We start from the raw sequence: 17,473 nt of genomic DNA, 5'->3' as shown, positions 1-17,473 counted from the left end.
TCAGGCGTGGACGTGGCTGTCGGCCATGTAGCTTTCGAGCGCTGCGGCTTCATCCTTCGAGAGATAGAGGCCCTTCTTGGAGCGGCGCCAGAGAATGTCGGCGGCGCTATAGGCCCATTCCTGCTCGACCAGATACCGCACTTCCGCCTCGTAGAGATCGCTTCCAAAACAGCGGCCGAGATCGGCGATCGTCTTTGCGTTGCCAAGGATCATCGTGGCGCGCGTCCCATAGCGGCGAATGAGGCGGCGGGCGTGCTGATCGGCGAGGAAGGGATAGCGTGATTTCAGCTTGGAGACTTCGGCATCGTAGCCGCGAACGGGAAAGTCGCCACCCGGCAGCGAGCTCCCGGCGGTCCAGGGCGTGCCCTTGAGGCCGATCGCCTCGCCGATCTTCTCCAGCGCATGCTCGCCCAGGCGACGATAGGTGGTGAGTTTGCCGCCAAAGACATTCAGCAACGGTGCCTGGCCCTCTTCGCCCTCGACCTTGAGAACGTAGTCGCGTGTCGCTTCCTGTGCCTTGGAGGCGCCATCATCATAGAGCGGGCGAACGGCCGAATAGGTCCAGACGATATCTTCGGGTCGTACCGGCTCCTTGAAATATTCGCTGGCAGCGTTGCAGAGATAGGTGGTTTCGTCCTCGGTAATCTTCACATCCTTCGGATCGTCCTTGTAGTCGCGATCCGTGGTGCCGATCAGGGTGAAATCCTGCTCGTAGGGAATGGCGAAGATGATGCGGTTGTCCGGGTTCTGGAAGAAGTAGGCGCGGGGACCATCGAACTTCTTGCGCACGATGATGTGGCTGCCCTGAACGAGGCGGACATTGTGGACCTGGTTCTTGCCGAAGGCATCGGAGAGGACATGATCGACCCAGGGGCCTGCGGCATTGACCAGCATGCGCGAGCGAAACTCGCGCTTCTCGCCGCTGATCGTATTTTCCGTTTCGATCACCCAGACCGCGCCTTCGCGGCGCGCCGAGACCACCTTCGTCCGCGGCATGATCGTCGCGCCGCGATCGGCTGCGTCGCGGGCGTTCAGCACCACCATACGGGCATCGTCGACCCAGCCGTCGGAGTATTCGAAAGCCTTGGTGAAGAGGGCCTTCAGCGGCTTGCCCGCAGGATCCTTCTTCATGTCCAGCGTCGCCGTCGGCGGCAAGAGCTTTCGGCCGCCGAGGTGATCGTAGAGGAAAAGGCCAAGGCGGATCAGCCAGGCCGGCCGGATGCCGCCCTTGTGATAGGGGAGCACGAAGCGCATCGGCCAGATGATGTGCGGTGCCATCGCCCAGAGCACTTCGCGCTCCATCAGCGATTCGCGCACGAGACGGAATTCATAGTGTTCGAGGTAGCGCAGTCCGCCATGGATGAGCTTGGTGGCGCCGGATGACGTGCCCGAGGCGAAGTCGTTCATCTCGGCAAGCGCGACCTTGTAGCCGCGTCCGATGGCGTCGCGGGCGATGCCGCAGCCATTGATACCGCCGCCGATAACGAAAATGTCGTAGACCTGCTCGCTCACCCGCCCCTCCGCAAAGGTCAGCCATCCCCTGAAGATGGAAATCGAAACTAATCCATCTAAAGCGAAACAGATACGAATGTCAAACGAACGTTTCTTGACAGAAAGTGCGCCGATCAGGCCGATCTGCGAGAGGTTTCCACGAGATGCACGTCATGTTCCGCGGCGATGGAGCGCACGGATTCGATACTACATTCGTCTGTTACGAACGTATGAACCTGCGACAGATGGCCGATGCGAACCGGGGCGGTTCGTTCGAACTTGGTGCTGTCGGCGACGAGGATGACATGCCGGGCATTGGCGATGATGGCCTGCGCGACTTTCACTTCGCGAAAGTCGAAATCCAGAAGCGCACCATCGGGATCGATCGCGGAGGCGCCGATGACGGCATAATCGACCTTGAACTGCTTGATGAAATCGACGGCAGCCTCGCCGACGATACCGCCATCCGAGCCGCGCACGACACCGCCGGAAATCACGACCTCGATGGATGGGAAAATACGTAACTTGTTGGCAACGTTGATATTATTGGTAATGACCATCAGCTCGTGATGGCCAAGGAGTGCTTCGCCGACGGCTTCCGTCGTCGTGCCGATATTGATGAAAAGCGAGCTGTTGTTGGGGATCAGGCTTGCCGCAGCGCGGCCGATCGCATGTTTTTCGGGCGCGGCGATGGATCGTCTCGCCTCATATTTCACGTTCTCGGTTCCGCCGGGAAAAATCGCGCCGCCATGCACGCGTGAGAGCACGCGCCCATCGCAGAGATCGTTGAGGTCCTTGCGGATGGTTTGCGGCGTGACCGAAAAGCGCAGCGCCAGCTCCTCGACCAGCACTCGCCCTTCCGCCTTGGCGATGTCGAGTATCTCAGTCTGTCGCCCGGACAGGAACATGGCTTTCGCTCCCTTTCTTTCGTTTTTTCGTCATCATATGATAAAGTGAAAATTCCGCAATTACCGGCGCGCGAATAGTGCGATTGGGGAGGTTATCGTGTTTCATCCGAAGCTATTCGAAAATCGCAACGTCGTGGTCACCGGCGCCGGCCGAGGCATCGGGCTGGAGGTGGCGCGGCAGTTTCTCGATTGCGGCGCCCATGTGCTTGTCCATGTCGGCCGTGACGCCGGGCGCCAATTGCCCGACTTTCTGATGGAGGCAGAGGCCGATCGCCGCGCCTTTCTCATTGCCGGCGATTTCGCCGCCGGCAATGGCACGCGCGATTTCGTCAGCGCTGCCGGCGAGCGTTTCGACCGCGTCGACGTGCTGGTCAACAATGCAGGCACCATGGTCGGGCGATTTCCGGCCGGCGAGCTGACGGACGAACAATACGAGCAGATCGTTCATCTCAATCAGACTTCCGTCATGGAAGTGACGAGAGGGCTGTTGCCGCTGTTGCGGGCTGCCGGGCAGGCTGCGATCGTCAATACGGTTTCGATTTCCGCGCTCACCGGCGGCAGTCCTGGATCTGCGATCTACTCGGCCTCGAAAGCGTTCGTCACGACCTATTCGAAAGCATTGGCGCGCGAGCTGGCGCCTGATGGCATCCGGGTGAACTGTGTCTCGCCCGGCACGATAGCGACCGACTTTCATGAGCGTTATTCCTCCAGGGAGAAGCTGGAGCAGACGCGCAAATCGATTCCGCTTCAGCGCCTGGGCACATCGGAGGATTGCGCGCCCGCCTACCTTTTCCTCGCGGCGCCCCTGCTTTCCGGTTACATCACGGGGCAAGTGGTCGAGATCAATGGTGGTCAGCTTATCTGCTGATAAAACGGACCTTTTTTGGTTTTTCATGTCTTTTTTGAATCAGCTTGTGATTTGATAATATTATAAGCATACCTCCGGGGATTTCTTACTAGAGGCTGTGCCATGTCGTCGTCTCTACCGCAGGGCGGTGAAGCGGAACGCGATGTCGAGGAAATGACTGATAGGGCGCGAAAGGCGAGCGCCCTGCTGAAAGCACTATCGCATGAGACCCGCTTGGCAATTCTCTTCACGCTTGCCAAGCGCGAAAAAACGGTGATGGAGCTCGAGGCTCTTCTCGATCTGCCGCAGGCCGTTGTGTCGCAGCATCTGGCGCGCCTTCGCCTGGACAAGCTGGTCGATACGCGCCGCGAAGGGCGGCTCATCCATTACGCCGTCGCACGGTCGGAAATCTGCGCCGTCGTCGATTCGCTGCAGAAAGCCTTCTGTCAGACCGATCGCTGATGCCTGAAGCCGCCTTGCATGTTGCGCTCGCCATGCGGCCGGTCTAACTCTTTCGTTGCGGGAGAGTGGGATGATCGAGAAGCTGGAATTCTTCATAGCGCTGGCGAATCAGAAGCATTTTGGCCGCGCAGCGGAAGAATGCGGTGTGACGCAGCCGACCTTGTCTGCGGCCATCCGCCAGCTGGAGGACCAGCTCGGCGTGATGCTTGTCAGCCGTGGTTCGCGCTTTCAGGGATTGACGCCCGAGGGGCAGCGCGTCTTGGAATGGGCGCGCCGCATTGTCGGCGACAGCCGCACCATGCGCGAGGAGATGCGCGCGGCGCGCAAGGGTCTTGCCGGCCATATCCGCATTGCGGCCATTCCAACGGCGCTTGCGATGGTGCAGAAAATCACCACGCCTTTTCAGGAGAGGCATCCGGACGTCACTTTCTCCATTTTATCGCGCAATTCGCTGCAGGTTTTGAGCCTGCTGGAAAATCTCGAGATTGATGCCGGCATTACCTATTTGGAAAACGAGCCGCTTGGCCGGGTTACCAGCGTGCCACTCTATGCAGAACGCTATCATCTCATTACGGCGGCCGGCAGCCCGTTTTCCGAGCGCAAGACTGTCACCTGGAAAGAGGTCGGCGATCTTCGGCTTTGTCTATTGACTGCCGACATGCAAAACCGCCGCATTATCAATCGGCATCTCAAAGAGGCGGGCGTCGCAGCCAAGCCGACGCTCGAATCCAATTCGATGATCGTGCTGTTTTCGCATGTGCAGACCGGGCGCTGGGCGAGCATTATGCCGAAGAATATCGCCGATTCTTTCGGTTTTCCGGCCGATATTCGCAAGATTCCCATCACGGAACCTGATGCCGAACATCTCGTTGGCCTGGTCGCCACCCACCGCGAACCCTTTACGCCACTCGTCTCTGCCTTGTTGCACGAAGCGAGATTGCTCGCGGAAGAGAGCAAGAATCGATAGAAAATTTCTATCGAGCAACGGGACTGCCTTATTGATCCTTTGCCGTCTCCCTGCGAGCTTATTCTCGTGGCGTGTCGATCGCGCGCCAGGAGGAAATGCCGCATAAGCCTTTTCCGAAGGTTCGCCTTCGATCTTCGGAGCTATGCGCGGGAGGCTGCTAATGAGTTTGAATCAGGCCGCGGGCGATATCGCAATCCGCGCCGGAACCATCATCGATAGCATGAAATCGATGGAGGGGCCGCTTTTGCCGATCCTGCACGGGATTCAAGAGGAATTCGGTTATGTGCCGCAGGATGCGCTGCCGCTGATCGCCAAGGCTCTGAACCTTTCGCGCGCCGAAGTGCATGGCGTCATGACTTTCTATCATGATTATCGCGATCATCCCGCCGGTCGCCATGTCCTGAAGCTCTGTCGTGCCGAGGCCTGTCAGTCGATGGGCGGCGATGCGCTCGCGGAGCGCGTCAAGCGGCTCTTGGGCATCGATTTCCATCAGACCACGCTCGATGGCAGCGTGACGCTGGAGCCCGTCTACTGTCTCGGGCTCTGTGCCTGTGCGCCGGCGGCAATGCTGGATGGCGAACTCTATGGCCGGCTCGATAATGAGGGCGCCGACGACCTCGTAAAGGAGGCGCGCCAATGACGCTGACTATCTATATCCCCCGCGATGCGGCCGCCCTTTCTCTCGGCGCCGAGAAGGTCGCGAAATCGGTCGCGCAGGAAATCGCCAAGCGCGGCCTGGATGCGCGCATCGTGCGTAACGGCTCGCGCGGCATGTTCTGGCTTGAGCCTCTGGTTGAAGTCGAGATCGACGGCAAGCGTATCGGCTACGGGCCGGTGAAGGCCAAGGATGTATCTGATCTCTTCGATGCCGGGCTCGCCGAAGGCGGCGAGCATCCGCTCTGTCTTGGGGAGGTCGAAAGCCTCCCATTCCTCAAGGAACAGACACGCCTGACCTTTGCCCGCTGCGGCATTATCGATCCGCTTTCGCTGCGGGATTATGAAGCCCATGGCGGCCTCAAGGGGCTGCGCCGCGCCATCGGCATGGCGGCTGGCGATATCGTCAAGGACGTCACCGATTCCGGCCTGCGCGGCCGTGGCGGCGCAGGCTTCCCGACCGGCATCAAGTGGAAGACGGTGCTCGATGCGCCCGGCGACCGCAAATACATCGTCTGCAATGCCGACGAGGGCGATAGCGGCACTTTTGCCGACCGGATGATCATGGAGGGTGATCCCTTCGTGCTGATCGAAGGCATGGCGATCGCGGGCCTGGCGACGGGCGCGACCAAGGGTTTCGTCTATACACGCTCGGAATATCCGCATGCGATCGCGGCGATGACGGAAGCGGTCGAAATCGCCCGCAAGGCCGGCATTCTTGGCGCTTCGGTGCTCGGTTCCGGCAAGGCGTTCGACATGGAAATCCGCACTGGCGCCGGCGCCTATGTCTGCGGCGAGGAAACGGCGCTGCTGAACAGCCTCGAAGGCAAGCGCGGCATCGTGCGCGCCAAGCCGCCGCTGCCGGCGCACAAGGGCCTGTTCAACTGTCCCACCGTCATCAACAACGTGATTTCGCTCGCCTCCGTTCCTATCATTATGGACAAGGGTGCTGCCTTCTATCGTGATTTCGGCATGGGCCGGTCGCGCGGCACGATTCCGCTGCAGATTGCCGGCAACGTCAAGCATGGCGGCCTCTACGAGACGGCTTTCGGCCTTTCGCTCGGCGATATCGTCGACAGGATCGGCGGCGGCACGATAACGGGGCGGCCGGTCAAGGCGGTGCAGGTGGGTGGCCCGCTCGGAGCCTATTTCCCGCGCGCCCTCTTCGACACGCCGTTCGACTATGAAGCCTTTGCGGCCAAGGATGGTCTGATCGGCCATGCCGGCATCGTTGTTTTCGATGATACCGCCGACATGCTGAAGCAGGCGCGCTTTGCCATGGAGTTCTGCGCGGTCGAAAGCTGCGGCAAGTGCACGCCCTGTCGCATCGGCTCGACGCGCGGCGTCGAGACGGCCGACAAGATCGCTAGAGGGATCGAGCCCGAGAAGAACAGGGTGCTGCTTGCCGATCTCTGCAACACGATGAAGTTCGGCTCGCTCTGCGCGCTCGGCGGCTTTACGCCCTATCCCGTGCTAAGCGCGATGACCCATTTCCCGGAGGACTTTTCTCCGGCTCCCTTGATTGAAGCGGCGGAGTAAGATCCATGTCCCTCGTTCCAGAAATCGACTACGGCACGCCGGCCTCCACTTCCGAAACCATGGTGACGCTGACCATCGACGGGCAGCAGATCACGGTGCCCGAGGGCACCTCGATCATGCGCGCTTCCATGGAAGCCGGCATTCAGGTGCCGAAGCTTTGCGCCACCGACATGGTCGATGCCTTCGGCTCCTGCCGCCTCTGTCTCGTCGAGATCGAAGGCCGCAACGGTACGCCGGCCTCGTGCACGACGCCGGTCGCGCCCGGCCTCGTCGTTCACACACAGACCGGCCGGCTGAAGGATATCCGCCGTGGCGTGATGGAGCTCTATATCTCCGACCATCCGCTCGACTGTCTGACCTGCGCCGCCAACGGCGATTGCGAGCTGCAGGATATGGCAGGCGCCGTCGGCCTGCGCGATGTGCGCTATGGCTATGAGGGCGACAACCACGTCAAGGCGCGCAACAACGGCGACATCAATCTGAAATGGATGCCGAAGGACGAGTCGAATCCCTATTTCACCTATGATCCTTCGAAGTGCATCGTCTGCTCGCGCTGTGTTCGTGCCTGTGAAGAGGTGCAGGGCACCTTCGCGCTGACCATCGAGGGCCGCGGCTTCGGCTCGCGCGTCTCACCCGGTATGCACGAGAACTTCATCGACTCGGAGTGCGTGTCCTGCGGCGCCTGCGTGCAGGCCTGTCCGACCGCGACGCTGACCGAGAAATCGGTGATCTCGATTGGTCAGCCGGAACATTCCGTCGTCACCACTTGCGCCTATTGCGGCGTCGGCTGCTCCTTCAAGGCGGAGATGCGCGGCGAAGAGCTGGTGCGTATGGTGCCCTGGAAGGACGGTCAGGCCAATCGCGGCCATTCCTGCGTCAAGGGCCGCTTTGCCTATGGCTATTCGACCCACAAAGACCGCATCCTCAACCCGATGGTGCGCGAGAAGGTGACAGATCCCTGGCGCGAAGTGACCTGGGATGAGGCCTTTGCCCATATCGCTACCGAGTTCAAGCGGCTGCAATATCAGTATGGCCGTGATTCCATTGGCGGTATCACCTCGTCGCGCTGCACCAATGAAGAGACCTTCCTGGTGCAGAAGCTGGTACGTGCCGGCTTCGGCAACAACAATGTCGATACCTGCGCCCGCGTCTGCCATTCTCCCACAGGTTACGGCCTCGGCCAGGCCTTCGGCACGTCGGCCGGCACGCAGAATTTCGACAGCGTCGAGCATTCTGATGTCGTCGTTGTCATCGGCGCCAATCCGACGGATGGCCATCCGGTCTTCGGCTCGCGCCTGAAGAAGCGGCTGCGCCAGGGCGCTAAACTCATCGTCATCGATCCCCGCCGCATCGATCTGGTGCGCACGCCGCATGTCGAGGCGAGCTATCATCTGCCGCTGAAGCCGGGCACCAATGTCGCCATGCTGACGGCGCTGGCCCATGTCATCGTCACCGAAGGCCTGTTCGACGAGAAATTCATCCGCGAGCGCTGCGACTGGTCTGAATTCGAGGATTGGGCCGCTTTCGTCGCCGAGCCGCGGCACAGCCCGGAGGAATCGGAAAAATACACCGGCGTTCCCGCCGATCTGGTGCGCGGTGCTGCCCGTCTCTATGCCAAGGGCGGCAATGGCGCGATCTATTACGGCCTCGGCGTCACCGAGCACAGCCAGGGCTCGACAACGGTCATGGCGATCGCCAACCTTGCCATGGTGACAGGCAATATCGGTCGTCCGGGCGTCGGCGTGAACCCGCTGCGCGGTCAGAACAATGTGCAGGGCTCCTGCGATATGGGTTCCTTCCCGCACGAGCTGACGGGCTATCGCCACATCTCCGACGATGCCACCCGTGATATCTTCGAAAAGCTTTGGGGCGTGAAGCTCAACAACGAGCCCGGTCTGCGCATTCCGAACATGCTCGATGCCGCCGTCGAGGGCACGTTCAAGGGCCTCTACATTCAGGGCGAGGATATCCTTCAGTCCGATCCGGATACCAAGCATGTCGCCGCCGGCCTTGCCGCGATGGAATGCGTCGTCGTCCACGATCTCTTCCTGAACGAGACGGCCAATTACGCGCATGTCTTCCTGCCCGGCTCGACCTTCCTGGAAAAGGACGGCACCTTCACCAATGCCGAGCGCCGCATCAACCGCGTGCGCAAAGTCATGACCCCGCGCAACGGTTATGCCGACTGGGAGGTGACGCAGAAGATGGCGCAGGCCATGGGGCTCGGCTGGAACTATACACATCCGTCCGAGATCATGGACGAAATCGCCGCGACGACGCCGACGTTCTCCCTGGTTTCCTACGACTATCTGGAAAAGATGGGCTCGGTGCAGTGGCCCTGCAACGAGAAGACGCCGCTCGGCTCGCCGATCATGCATGTCGACGGCTTCGTACGCGGCAAGGGCAAGTTCATCCGCACGGAATATGTCCCGACCGACGAGCGTACCGGCCCGCGTTTCCCGCTGCTGCTGACCACCGGCCGTATCCTCAGCCAGTACAATGTCGGCGCCCAGACGCGGCGCACCGAGAACGTTGTCTGGCACGCGGAGGACCGGTTGGAAATCCATCCGCACGATGCGGAGCAGCGCGGCATCCGCGAAGGCGATTGGGTCAGGCTCAGCAGCCGCTCTGGTGACACGACGCTTCGCGCACTGATTACCGACCGCGTTGCGCCCGGCGTTGTCTACACGACCTTCCACCATCCGGACACGCAGGCGAACGTCATCACCACGGATTACACCGACTGGGCGACGAACTGCCCGGAATACAAGGTAACGGCCGTACAGGTCTCGCCGTCGAACGGCCCGTCGCAGTGGCAGGTCGAGTATGACGAGCAGGCCCGGCAGTCGCGGCGCATTGTTGGGAAGATGGAGGCTGCTGAGTGAGTCGGAGGATGTGGAGGGATACCCCCCTCTGTCGCTTTCGCGACATCTCCCCCACAAGGGGGGAGATTGTTGCTGCGTGGCACTCTCCTCACAATATAATGAACATTATCCCCTTGGTAGCGTTGTCTGCGGATATCACAGGGGAGCGCGTTTTCCTCCTGCCGATCTCCCCCCTTATGGGGGAGATGTCACGAAGTGACAGAGGGGGGTATTCGTGTTCCACGAACGCCAAAGTTTGTGGCGTTGCCAAGGAATATGCTGGTATCGCAGCCATATGACCAAATTCACCCCCACAACCACCGTTCCCGAAACTGCCCGCCGCAACGGCTTGGTGCGCTCAGGCTCCCGCATTGTCCCCGAGGAAGTGCCGATCGCCTTTTCCTATGGCGGCACGTCACATGCGGTCATGATGGGAACGCCTGCTGATATCGAGGATTTTGCCGTCGGCTTCAGCCTGACCGAGGGCATTATTACCGATATCGATCAGATCGCGGCCGTCGAGCCGATCGAGGATGAGCAGGGGATCGATGTTCAGATCAGTCTGGTCGACGATGCGGCCGATGCTTTGCGGCTGCGACGCCGCCACATGGCTGGTCCCGTCGGCTGTGGCCTCTGCGGCATCGAATCGATCGAGCAGGCCGTGCGCAAGGTGCCCGACGTTTCCAAGGTCGAGCTGGCCTTGACGCAGAAGGATATCGTCAGCGCGATCGCGCTGCTCAATGATGCCCAGCCGCTGCATCGCGAGACGCGCGCCGTGCATGGGGCTGGTTTTTACATTCCGTCCGAGGGATTGCTTGCCGTGCGCGAGGATGTCGGCCGGCACAATGCGCTCGACAAGCTCTGCGGCGCGGTCATCCGCTCCGGCCACAAGGGAGCGGATGGCGTGGTGGCTGTTACCAGCCGTTTGTCTGTCGAAATGGTGCAGAAGGCGGCGATATTGGGCTGTTCCGTGCTGGTTGCCATCTCTGCGCCGACGGCGCTCGCCATCCGAACCGCCGAGGAGGCCGGCATGACGCTGGTGGCGCTGGTGCGTGGCGACGACTTTGAGATTTTCACCCATCCGCATCGCATCATCACGGGGAGCATCGCCGATGTCGCCTGACGAAACGCCGCACGGCAAGACCGAAACCAAACTCATCTACATGGCGAACCAGATTGCCACTTTCTTCAAGACGCAGCCGGCAGACGAAGCGGTGCAGGGGGTTGCAACTCATATCAACAAATTCTGGGAGCCGCGCATGCGCCGCCAGCTTTTCGCGATCATCGATCACGGAGACAGCGGGTTGAGCCCTTTGGTCTTGGAGGCGGCCTCGCTGATCCACAGACCCGCGCCGGTCGAGGAAGTTAAGTCGGCTTAATATTAGCATTGATGGTGTATTGGGATGGAGAGTGGAGGCTTCATCCTCGAATGCGATTCCTGTTGAGGGAAGGGGTGCCGGTCTTTGAAGCAAGGAGGAGTTGTTCATGACGGCTGCGGATACGAATATTTCCCGAGGCACGGCAACGGCGGGTCTGCTCGATCGTGAGCGCATCATTGCCAGGCCGGGCTTCAACCGGTGGCTCGTGCCGCCGGCGGCACTGGCGATCCATCTATGCATCGGCATGGCCTATGGCTTCAGCGTGTTCTGGCTGCCGCTCTCCAAGGCGCTCGGCACCCCGACGCCGGCTCCGGCAGAGTGCGCGAACCTCAATCTCCTGACCGCCCTGTTCACGACGAGCTGTGACTGGCGCGTCAGCGATCTCGGCTGGATCTATACACTCTTCTTCGTACTGCTCGGGTCTTCTGCCGCCATCTGGGGTGGATGGCTCGAAAAGGTCGGGCCGCGCAAAGCCGGCGTGGTCGCTGCCTGCTGCTGGTGCGGCGGTATTTTGATTGCGGCGATCGGCGTCATCTTCCACCAGCTTTGGATCATGTGGATCGGAGCGGGCGTCATTGGCGGTATCGGCCTCGGCCTCGGTTACATCTCGCCCGTGTCGACGCTGATCAAATGGTTTCCCGACCGGCGCGGCATGGCGACCGGCATGGCGATCATGGGCTTTGGCGGTGGTGCGATGATCGGCGCGCCGCTCGCCAGCCTGCTGATGAATCATTTCCGCACCGATAGTTCGGTTGGCGTCTGGCAGACCTTCATCGTCATGGCGGCGATCTATTTCGTCTTCATGATGGGCGGAGCCTTCGGCTATCGCCTGCCGCCCGCCGGCTGGCGTCCCGAGGGCTGGACGGCCCCTGCCGCCAAGAGCTCGATGATCACCACGAAACATGTGCATCTTCGCGATGCCCACAAAACCCCGCAGTTCTGGCTCATCTGGGCGGTATTGTGCCTCAACGTCTCGGCCGGTATCGGCGTCATCGGCATGGCGTCGCCCATGCTGCAGGAGATTTTTGGCGGAGCATTGATCGGCTTGCCGGATCTGAAATTTGCCGATCTCAGCAAGGACCAGATCGCGACCGTCGCGGCGATTGCCGCCGGCTTTGCAGGCCTGCTGTCGCTTTTCAATATCGGCGGCCGCTTCTTCTGGGCATCGCTGTCCGACAAGATCGGCCGCAAGAACACTTATTATTGCTTCTTCGTCATCGGCATCGTGCTCTATATCCTGGCTCCCTGGGCGGCCGGCATCCATAGCAAGGTGCTGTTCGTGGGCGCGCTCTGCATCATCCTGTCGATGTATGGCGGCGGCTTCGCGACGGTTCCCGCCTATCTCGCCGATATTTTCGGTACGCAGTTCGTCGGCGCGATCCATGGCCGGCTGCTGACGGCCTGGGCGACGGCCGGCATCATCGGGCCTGTCGTGGTCAATTACATCCGCGAGGCGCAGAAGGCGGCCGGCGTCGAAGGCGCGCAGCTCTATACCTTCACCATGTATATCCTGGCGGGCATGCTGGCGCTGGGGTTGATCGCCAACTCGCTGGTCAAGCCGCTTGCCGACAAATGGTTCATGTCGGATGACGAGGTGGCGGCGCTGCAGGCAAAGACCGCCGCGGCCAATGCCGGCCCCACCGGTTCTTTCGGCATCGGGACGGGCGGTTTCGACGGCAAGGCACTGGTCGCCTGGGCGTTGGTCGGCATTCCGCTGCTCTGGGGTGTATGGGTGACGATCAAGAGCACCTACGCCCTGTTCGGCTGAACGATCCTCTACAAGACGGAGAAGCCGCTCCGAAACCTCGGCGCGGCTTCTTGGCGTTCTGCAGGCCTTGCGGTCAGGCTGCGCGGTGCATCACCATATGGCGGATCATCGAGTCCGCCAGGCGGAACTGGGCCAGCAGCATGTGCAGCGCATCCGCCTCGTTGGCGAGCCTGAGGCTTGCGGCGGTGCTCTCCTCGACCATGGCAGCGTTCTGCTGGGTGGTCTGATCCAGCGAATTGATCGCCGAATTGATTTCCCGAAGGCCGATCGTCTGTTCCTTCGAAGCCTTCACGATGGCGGCGACATTGGTGTTGATATCGCCAACTTGGGTAACGATCTCTTCCAGTGCCCTGCCCGTCTGGCCGACAAGACCGACGCCGTTCTTGACGTGCTCACTGGAGGCGGTGATCAGCGCCTTGATCTCCTTGGCGGCGCTGGCGGAGCGCTGCGCCAGCTCGCGTACTTCCTGAGCGACGACGGCAAAACCCTTGCCGGCCTCGCCGGCTCTTGCCGCCTCGACGCCGGCATTCAGCGCGAGGAGATTGGTCTGGAAGGCGATGTCGTCGATGACATCGATGATGTTCGTGATCTCGCGAGAGGATTTCTCGATCTGATCCATGGCGGCGACGGCGTTGCGGACCACCGTGCCGGACTGTTCGGCGCCGCGCTTGGTCTCTGCCACCAGACGCCCGGCTTCTTCGGCCCGCTGGCTCGAATCGGCGACCGTCGTGGTGATTTCTTCCAGGGCCGCCGCCGTTTCTTCCACGGAGGCGGCTTGCTGTTCGGTGCGCCTCGAGAAGGCCTCGGCCGAATCGCCGAGCTCGCGCGAGCCGGCGGCAATGGCGCTGGCATTGTGGCCGACGGTGGTCAGCGTCTCGGAAAGCTTCACGATCGTCGCGTTGAAATCTTGGCGAAGCTGCTCCATGGAAGGCACGAAAGAGCGTTCGAGCGTTTTCGTCAGATCGCCTTCCGATAGGCTGCGGAGTGCGCCGGCAAGCTCGCTGATGGCGCTCATGCGCGAAGTGACGTCCGTCGCGAATTTCACGACCTTGTAGACCTTGCCGTCGGTGTCGACGATGGGGTTGTAGGCCGCCTGGATCCAGATTTCCTTGCCGCCCTTGCCGTAGCGGACGAATTCGTTGGCGATGAACTCGCCCTGCGCCAGGCGCGGCCAGAAGCGCTTGTATTCCTCGGTGCGGGCATAGGCCGGATCGCAGAAGATACTGTGATGCTTGCCGACGATCTCGGCGAGTTGATAGCCCATGGCATTGCAGAAGTTCTCGTTCGCCGTCCGGATTTCGCCGGTCGGCATGAATTCGATGACGGCCTGCGAGCGCGAGAGCGCCTCGAGCTTACTGGCATCGTCGATTGCCTTCTTCTTGGCTTCGGTGACATCGGCGGCGAATTTTACAACCTTCACCGGCTTTCCGTTGCGGAAGACGGGGTTGTATGAGGCCTGTATCCAGATCTCACGATTGCCCTTGGCAAGACGCTTGTAGGTGCCGGCATCGTATTCGCCGCGGCCGAGACGTGCCCAGAAATCATGATAGGCTGGCGTCGTGACATAGGTGGGATCGCAGAACATCCGGTGATGATTGCCGACGATTTCCTTCAGCTCATAGCCCAGCGCGCGGCAAAAATTCTCGTTTGCGGTCAGTGCCTTACCCTGAAGGTCGAATTCGATGATAGCCTGCGATTTGGAAACGGCGGAAAGAATGCGGCTCGTATCCGATGATAGACTGAACATTCCTATTCCCTCTTAGAAAGCTCGGGTGTGTCGGGCATCGATCAATTGCATCGAAGCGGGCGGCCGTGCTCCTCGGCACGCCGAAAGACGGTGTGCCGCAGGGGGAGGGTCGGAATGTTGAGATTGTATTTTCTTTCCTCGCTTCACAATCGATGATGGAGTTGCTTCCTTTAATTTTGGGTAAAAATTAGTGCATTAGAAATTACAATTTAAATAAAATATAACTAACTAAAATTAGGAGATAATAAAAAACCGCCGCGAGAGGGCGGCGGTTCTTAAAAAAGGACTATGTTGCGAAGTTACGCGGCGAGTTCGTCTGCTTCGCTTTCCTTGAACATCTTGGCGAGGTTCAGGAAGCAGATCATTCCGTTCTCCGTGGCGATGATGCCTTCGCAATAGGCGCGATCGAAGGAGGCGGTTACTTCCGGAACGGGTTGAACCTGTTCGGAAGCGATCGTCAGGATGTCCGAGACGCGATCGACCAGCATGCCGATGACCATATTGTGCACTTCGGCGACCACGATGGCGCTGCGCTCATTGGCGACCGTGCTCTGCATGCCGAGTTTGTAGGCAAGATCGATGATCGGGATGACCGAGCCGCGCAGGTTCATGACGCCGATGACGTCTGCCGGCGCATGCGGGATTGGCGTCGACGGCGCCCAGCCCCGGATTTCGCGGATCGTGGTGGTCTTGACGCAGAATTCCTGATCATGCAGCCGGAAGGCAATGATCTCCAGAGTCTCGCCGCTGAAGCTGGTGGAATTGATCGTGGCCATGAACGTTCTTCCCATTGAACCGTCACGCCGAATCCGACGTGTTCCTGCCACGATAAAACAAGAACATTGCTCAAACCTAAATCTATACAAGCGGTTTCGACTAGACAGGCTTTGAGGGATGCGGGGAAGGAGCCTTTTGCCAGGGACGGCGTGCGTCACTCGCCTTCGTGGCTCGAGACGGCCTGTTGGCCCCCTTACCCTGAGCGTGTCAAAGGGCGAGGTGGCCGGAGGAACGAGTGGCTCGCTCTTCCGGCAGGATGCTCAGCCGGTTTAAGAGCGCCTCAAGCAGCCCGTGTCGGGCGGTCGAAGATGCGCCGACCGAAGAGGCTCGCCGCCATTTCCACAAGCACACGGGCGCTCTTGCCGCGGTCATCGAGGAAGGGGTTGAGCTCGACGAGATCGAGCGACGAAACGAGGTTGCTGTCGGAGAGCATTTCCATGATGAGGTGCGCTTCCCGATAGGTCGCGCCGCCCGGCACTGTGGTTCCGACGCCCGGCGCGATGTCCGGATCGAGGAAATCGACGTCGAAGCTGACATGCAGCAGGCCGTTGGCGGCGCTGACGGTATCGAGCACCTTGCGCATGATGGCGGCGACACCCTGTTCGTCGAGGGAGCGCATATCGAAGACGTTGACGCCGTGCTCGCGGATTTCCTCGCGCTCGCGCGGATCGACGGAGCGGATGCCGACCTGGAAGACCTTCATCGGATCGACCAGCGGCCGCCCGGCCGGCAGAACGCCCTCGATCTCGGCCTCACCACAATAGTAGGCGACGGGCATGCCATGAATATTGCCCGAGGGCGAGGTGGCGGGGGAATTGAAATCGGAGTGAGCGTCGAGCCAGAGCACGAAGAGAGGCCGGCCGACCTCCGCCGCGTGGCGGGCCATGCCGGAGACGCTGCCCATGGAGAGACTGTGGTCGCCGCCAAGGATCAGCGGGAAGCCGCCCGATGATGCGACATCATAAACCTTCGCTTCCAGCGCGCGCGTGAAGGCGCCGACAATCTTCAGATTGTGAGCGTGGGGATGCTCCGGCAGGTCTGTGGCCGGCGCTGGGTGCAGGTCGCCGCTATCCGTGACGCGATGGCCAAGTTCGGTCAGAGTGGTTTCGATACCGGCGATGCGGAGCGCCGTCGGCCCCATGCCGGCGCCGCGACGGCCGGAACCTTCTTCCAGGGGAACGCCGATCAGGGTAACGGGAGTGGATTGCGTATTCATCGGCATTGCTCCGAGGGTTAAAGCGATTCCGGAAGAGGCCGCAGCGGCTTTTCTTTCGGAATCGCGTGAAAACAATGAGATAGAGCGGTTCGGGGAGTCCGTGAAGAGCCGAACCGCTCGGGATGATGTCGGGGCGCATTATCGATTGTCTGCATGACAGCAAAAAGATGGAAAATTGCCGAAAATCGACTAGCTTTCGACAGATTGATCAATTCGATTTAGCAGAATGACAAGTCATATGGATGACCTCGATCGCGACCTCCTGAGTGCGCTGCGCAACAATGCGCGCATCTCCGTTTCTTCCTTGGCTGCAGCGACCGGTGCGTCGCGCGCGACCGTGGCCGCCCGCATCGAACGGTTGGTGGAAAACGGCACGATTGCCGCCTTCACCATTCGCACCGGCCACGAGACCCGCGCCGCCGGCGTCAGGGCCATCGTGCTGATCGAGGTGCTCGGCAAGCTCGCCGACAAGGTGGCCGATCAGCTTCGCGGCCTGCCGCAGGTGAGAGCCTTGCACAGCACCAATGGCAAATGGGATTTCATTGCCGAACTCGAGGATCGCGATCTTGCCTCCTTCGACGAGACGCTACGCCGTATCAGGCTCATCAACGGTATCAATACGACGGAATCCAATATTCTGCTGAAGACCAGCAAGATGGGCTTTTGATCGTCGCTTTCCGGGAGAGACCGCTCACTCTCATGCTTCGAGGCTCCGGCCCCCTCGACAAGCTCAGAAGCCGATGCACCTCAGCATGAGGGCTGATCTCTTGAGGGTTGCCGGGAGATTCTTTCCGCCGCAGCCTGAGGTGCTTTGCCGCCTAAGCATTAGCGAAAGCGGCAAGGCCTCGAAGGGC

15 protein-coding genes are annotated in these 17,473 nt (G+C 60.7%); 10 read left to right on the top strand and 5 right to left on the bottom strand.

What is annotated here, in order from left to right:
• A complete protein-coding gene (gene glpD / locus ABOK31_RS14415) occupies window positions 1–1,512 on the bottom strand; it encodes a glycerol-3-phosphate dehydrogenase (RefSeq protein WP_349956457.1) in 1,512 nt (503 codons plus the stop codon).
• A 113-nt stretch (window positions 1,513–1,625) separates the two neighbouring features.
• A complete protein-coding gene (locus tag ABOK31_RS14410; protein WP_285174602.1) occupies window positions 1,626–2,399 on the bottom strand; it encodes a DeoR/GlpR family DNA-binding transcription regulator in 774 nt (257 codons plus the stop codon).
• Window positions 2,400–2,496: 97 nt separating this feature from the next.
• Between ABOK31_RS14410 and ABOK31_RS14405 the strand changes: the two genes are divergently transcribed.
• The 9 genes from ABOK31_RS14405 (at window position 2,497) to ABOK31_RS14365 (ending at window position 12,879) form a co-directional block, all read left to right on the top strand.
• Window positions 2,497–3,267, top strand: a complete 771-nt coding sequence (locus tag ABOK31_RS14405) for an SDR family oxidoreductase (protein WP_349956456.1) — start codon at window positions 2,497–2,499, stop codon at window positions 3,265–3,267.
• 102 nt (window positions 3,268–3,369) lie between these two features.
• Window positions 3,370–3,708, top strand: coding sequence for a metalloregulator ArsR/SmtB family transcription factor (locus ABOK31_RS14400; RefSeq protein ID WP_349956455.1), 339 nt, complete (start codon window positions 3,370–3,372; stop codon window positions 3,706–3,708).
• 70 nt (window positions 3,709–3,778) lie between these two features.
• Window positions 3,779–4,675, top strand: a complete 897-nt coding sequence (locus ABOK31_RS14395; RefSeq protein ID WP_174177964.1) for a LysR family transcriptional regulator — start codon at window positions 3,779–3,781, stop codon at window positions 4,673–4,675.
• 160 nt (window positions 4,676–4,835) lie between these two features.
• Window positions 4,836–5,315: a formate dehydrogenase subunit gamma gene (locus ABOK31_RS14390; RefSeq protein ID WP_349956454.1), complete on the top strand. Its 480-nt coding sequence runs from the start codon at window positions 4,836–4,838 to the stop codon at window positions 5,313–5,315.
• On the top strand, window positions 5,312–6,868 hold the full coding sequence (locus ABOK31_RS14385) for an NADH-quinone oxidoreductase subunit NuoF (protein WP_349956453.1): 1,557 nt from the start codon (window positions 5,312–5,314) through the stop codon (window positions 6,866–6,868). The genes ABOK31_RS14390 and ABOK31_RS14385 overlap by 4 nt, the downstream gene beginning before the upstream one ends.
• A 5-nt stretch (window positions 6,869–6,873) precedes the next feature.
• Window positions 6,874–9,753, top strand: coding sequence for a formate dehydrogenase subunit alpha (gene fdhF / locus ABOK31_RS14380; protein ID WP_349956452.1), 2,880 nt, complete (start codon window positions 6,874–6,876; stop codon window positions 9,751–9,753).
• A 274-nt stretch (window positions 9,754–10,027) separates the two neighbouring features.
• Window positions 10,028–10,855 carry a formate dehydrogenase accessory sulfurtransferase FdhD gene (gene fdhD / locus ABOK31_RS14375; RefSeq protein ID WP_174177956.1) on the top strand — a complete coding sequence of 276 codons (828 nt, stop codon included), beginning with the start codon at window positions 10,028–10,030 and terminating at the stop codon, window positions 10,853–10,855.
• Window positions 10,845–11,111 carry a formate dehydrogenase subunit delta gene (locus ABOK31_RS14370; RefSeq protein WP_174177954.1) on the top strand — a complete coding sequence of 89 codons (267 nt, stop codon included), beginning with the start codon at window positions 10,845–10,847 and terminating at the stop codon, window positions 11,109–11,111. The genes fdhD and ABOK31_RS14370 overlap by 11 nt, the downstream gene beginning before the upstream one ends.
• A 106-nt stretch (window positions 11,112–11,217) precedes the next feature.
• Entirely contained in the window at window positions 11,218–12,879 is a 1,662-nt protein-coding gene (locus tag ABOK31_RS14365; RefSeq protein ID WP_174177952.1) for an OFA family MFS transporter, read from the top strand.
• A gap of 73 nt (window positions 12,880–12,952) precedes the next feature.
• On the opposite strand, the gene ABOK31_RS14360 is transcribed toward ABOK31_RS14365, so the two are convergent.
• From ABOK31_RS14360 to rocF, 3 genes are all read right to left on the bottom strand, one after another.
• Window positions 12,953–14,626 (bottom strand): PAS domain-containing methyl-accepting chemotaxis protein, encoded by a 1,674-nt coding sequence (locus ABOK31_RS14360; protein WP_349956451.1) that lies wholly within the window; start codon window positions 14,624–14,626, stop codon window positions 12,953–12,955.
• A gap of 299 nt (window positions 14,627–14,925) precedes the next feature.
• Window positions 14,926–15,402, bottom strand: coding sequence for a chemotaxis protein CheW (locus ABOK31_RS14355; protein ID WP_174177948.1), 477 nt, complete (start codon window positions 15,400–15,402; stop codon window positions 14,926–14,928).
• A gap of 281 nt (window positions 15,403–15,683) precedes the next feature.
• Window positions 15,684–16,619: an arginase gene (gene rocF, locus ABOK31_RS14350; protein ID WP_174177946.1), complete on the bottom strand. Its 936-nt coding sequence runs from the start codon at window positions 16,617–16,619 to the stop codon at window positions 15,684–15,686.
• A 226-nt stretch (window positions 16,620–16,845) separates the two neighbouring features.
• Between rocF and ABOK31_RS14345 the strand changes: the two genes are divergently transcribed.
• The gene (locus tag ABOK31_RS14345; protein ID WP_174177944.1) at window positions 16,846–17,286 is read left to right on the top strand and encodes an Lrp/AsnC family transcriptional regulator; all 441 of its coding nucleotides are present in this window, start codon (window positions 16,846–16,848) and stop codon (window positions 17,284–17,286) included.
• Window positions 17,287–17,473: the final 187 nt, after the last annotated feature.

The organism is Rhizobium sp. ZPR4, assembly GCF_040215725.1.
Taxonomy (GTDB): Bacteria; Pseudomonadota; Alphaproteobacteria; order Rhizobiales; family Rhizobiaceae; genus Rhizobium; species Rhizobium rhizogenes_D.
Note: the sequence above shows the minus strand (reverse complement) of the source record. Positions and strands in the feature narration are given on the sequence as shown.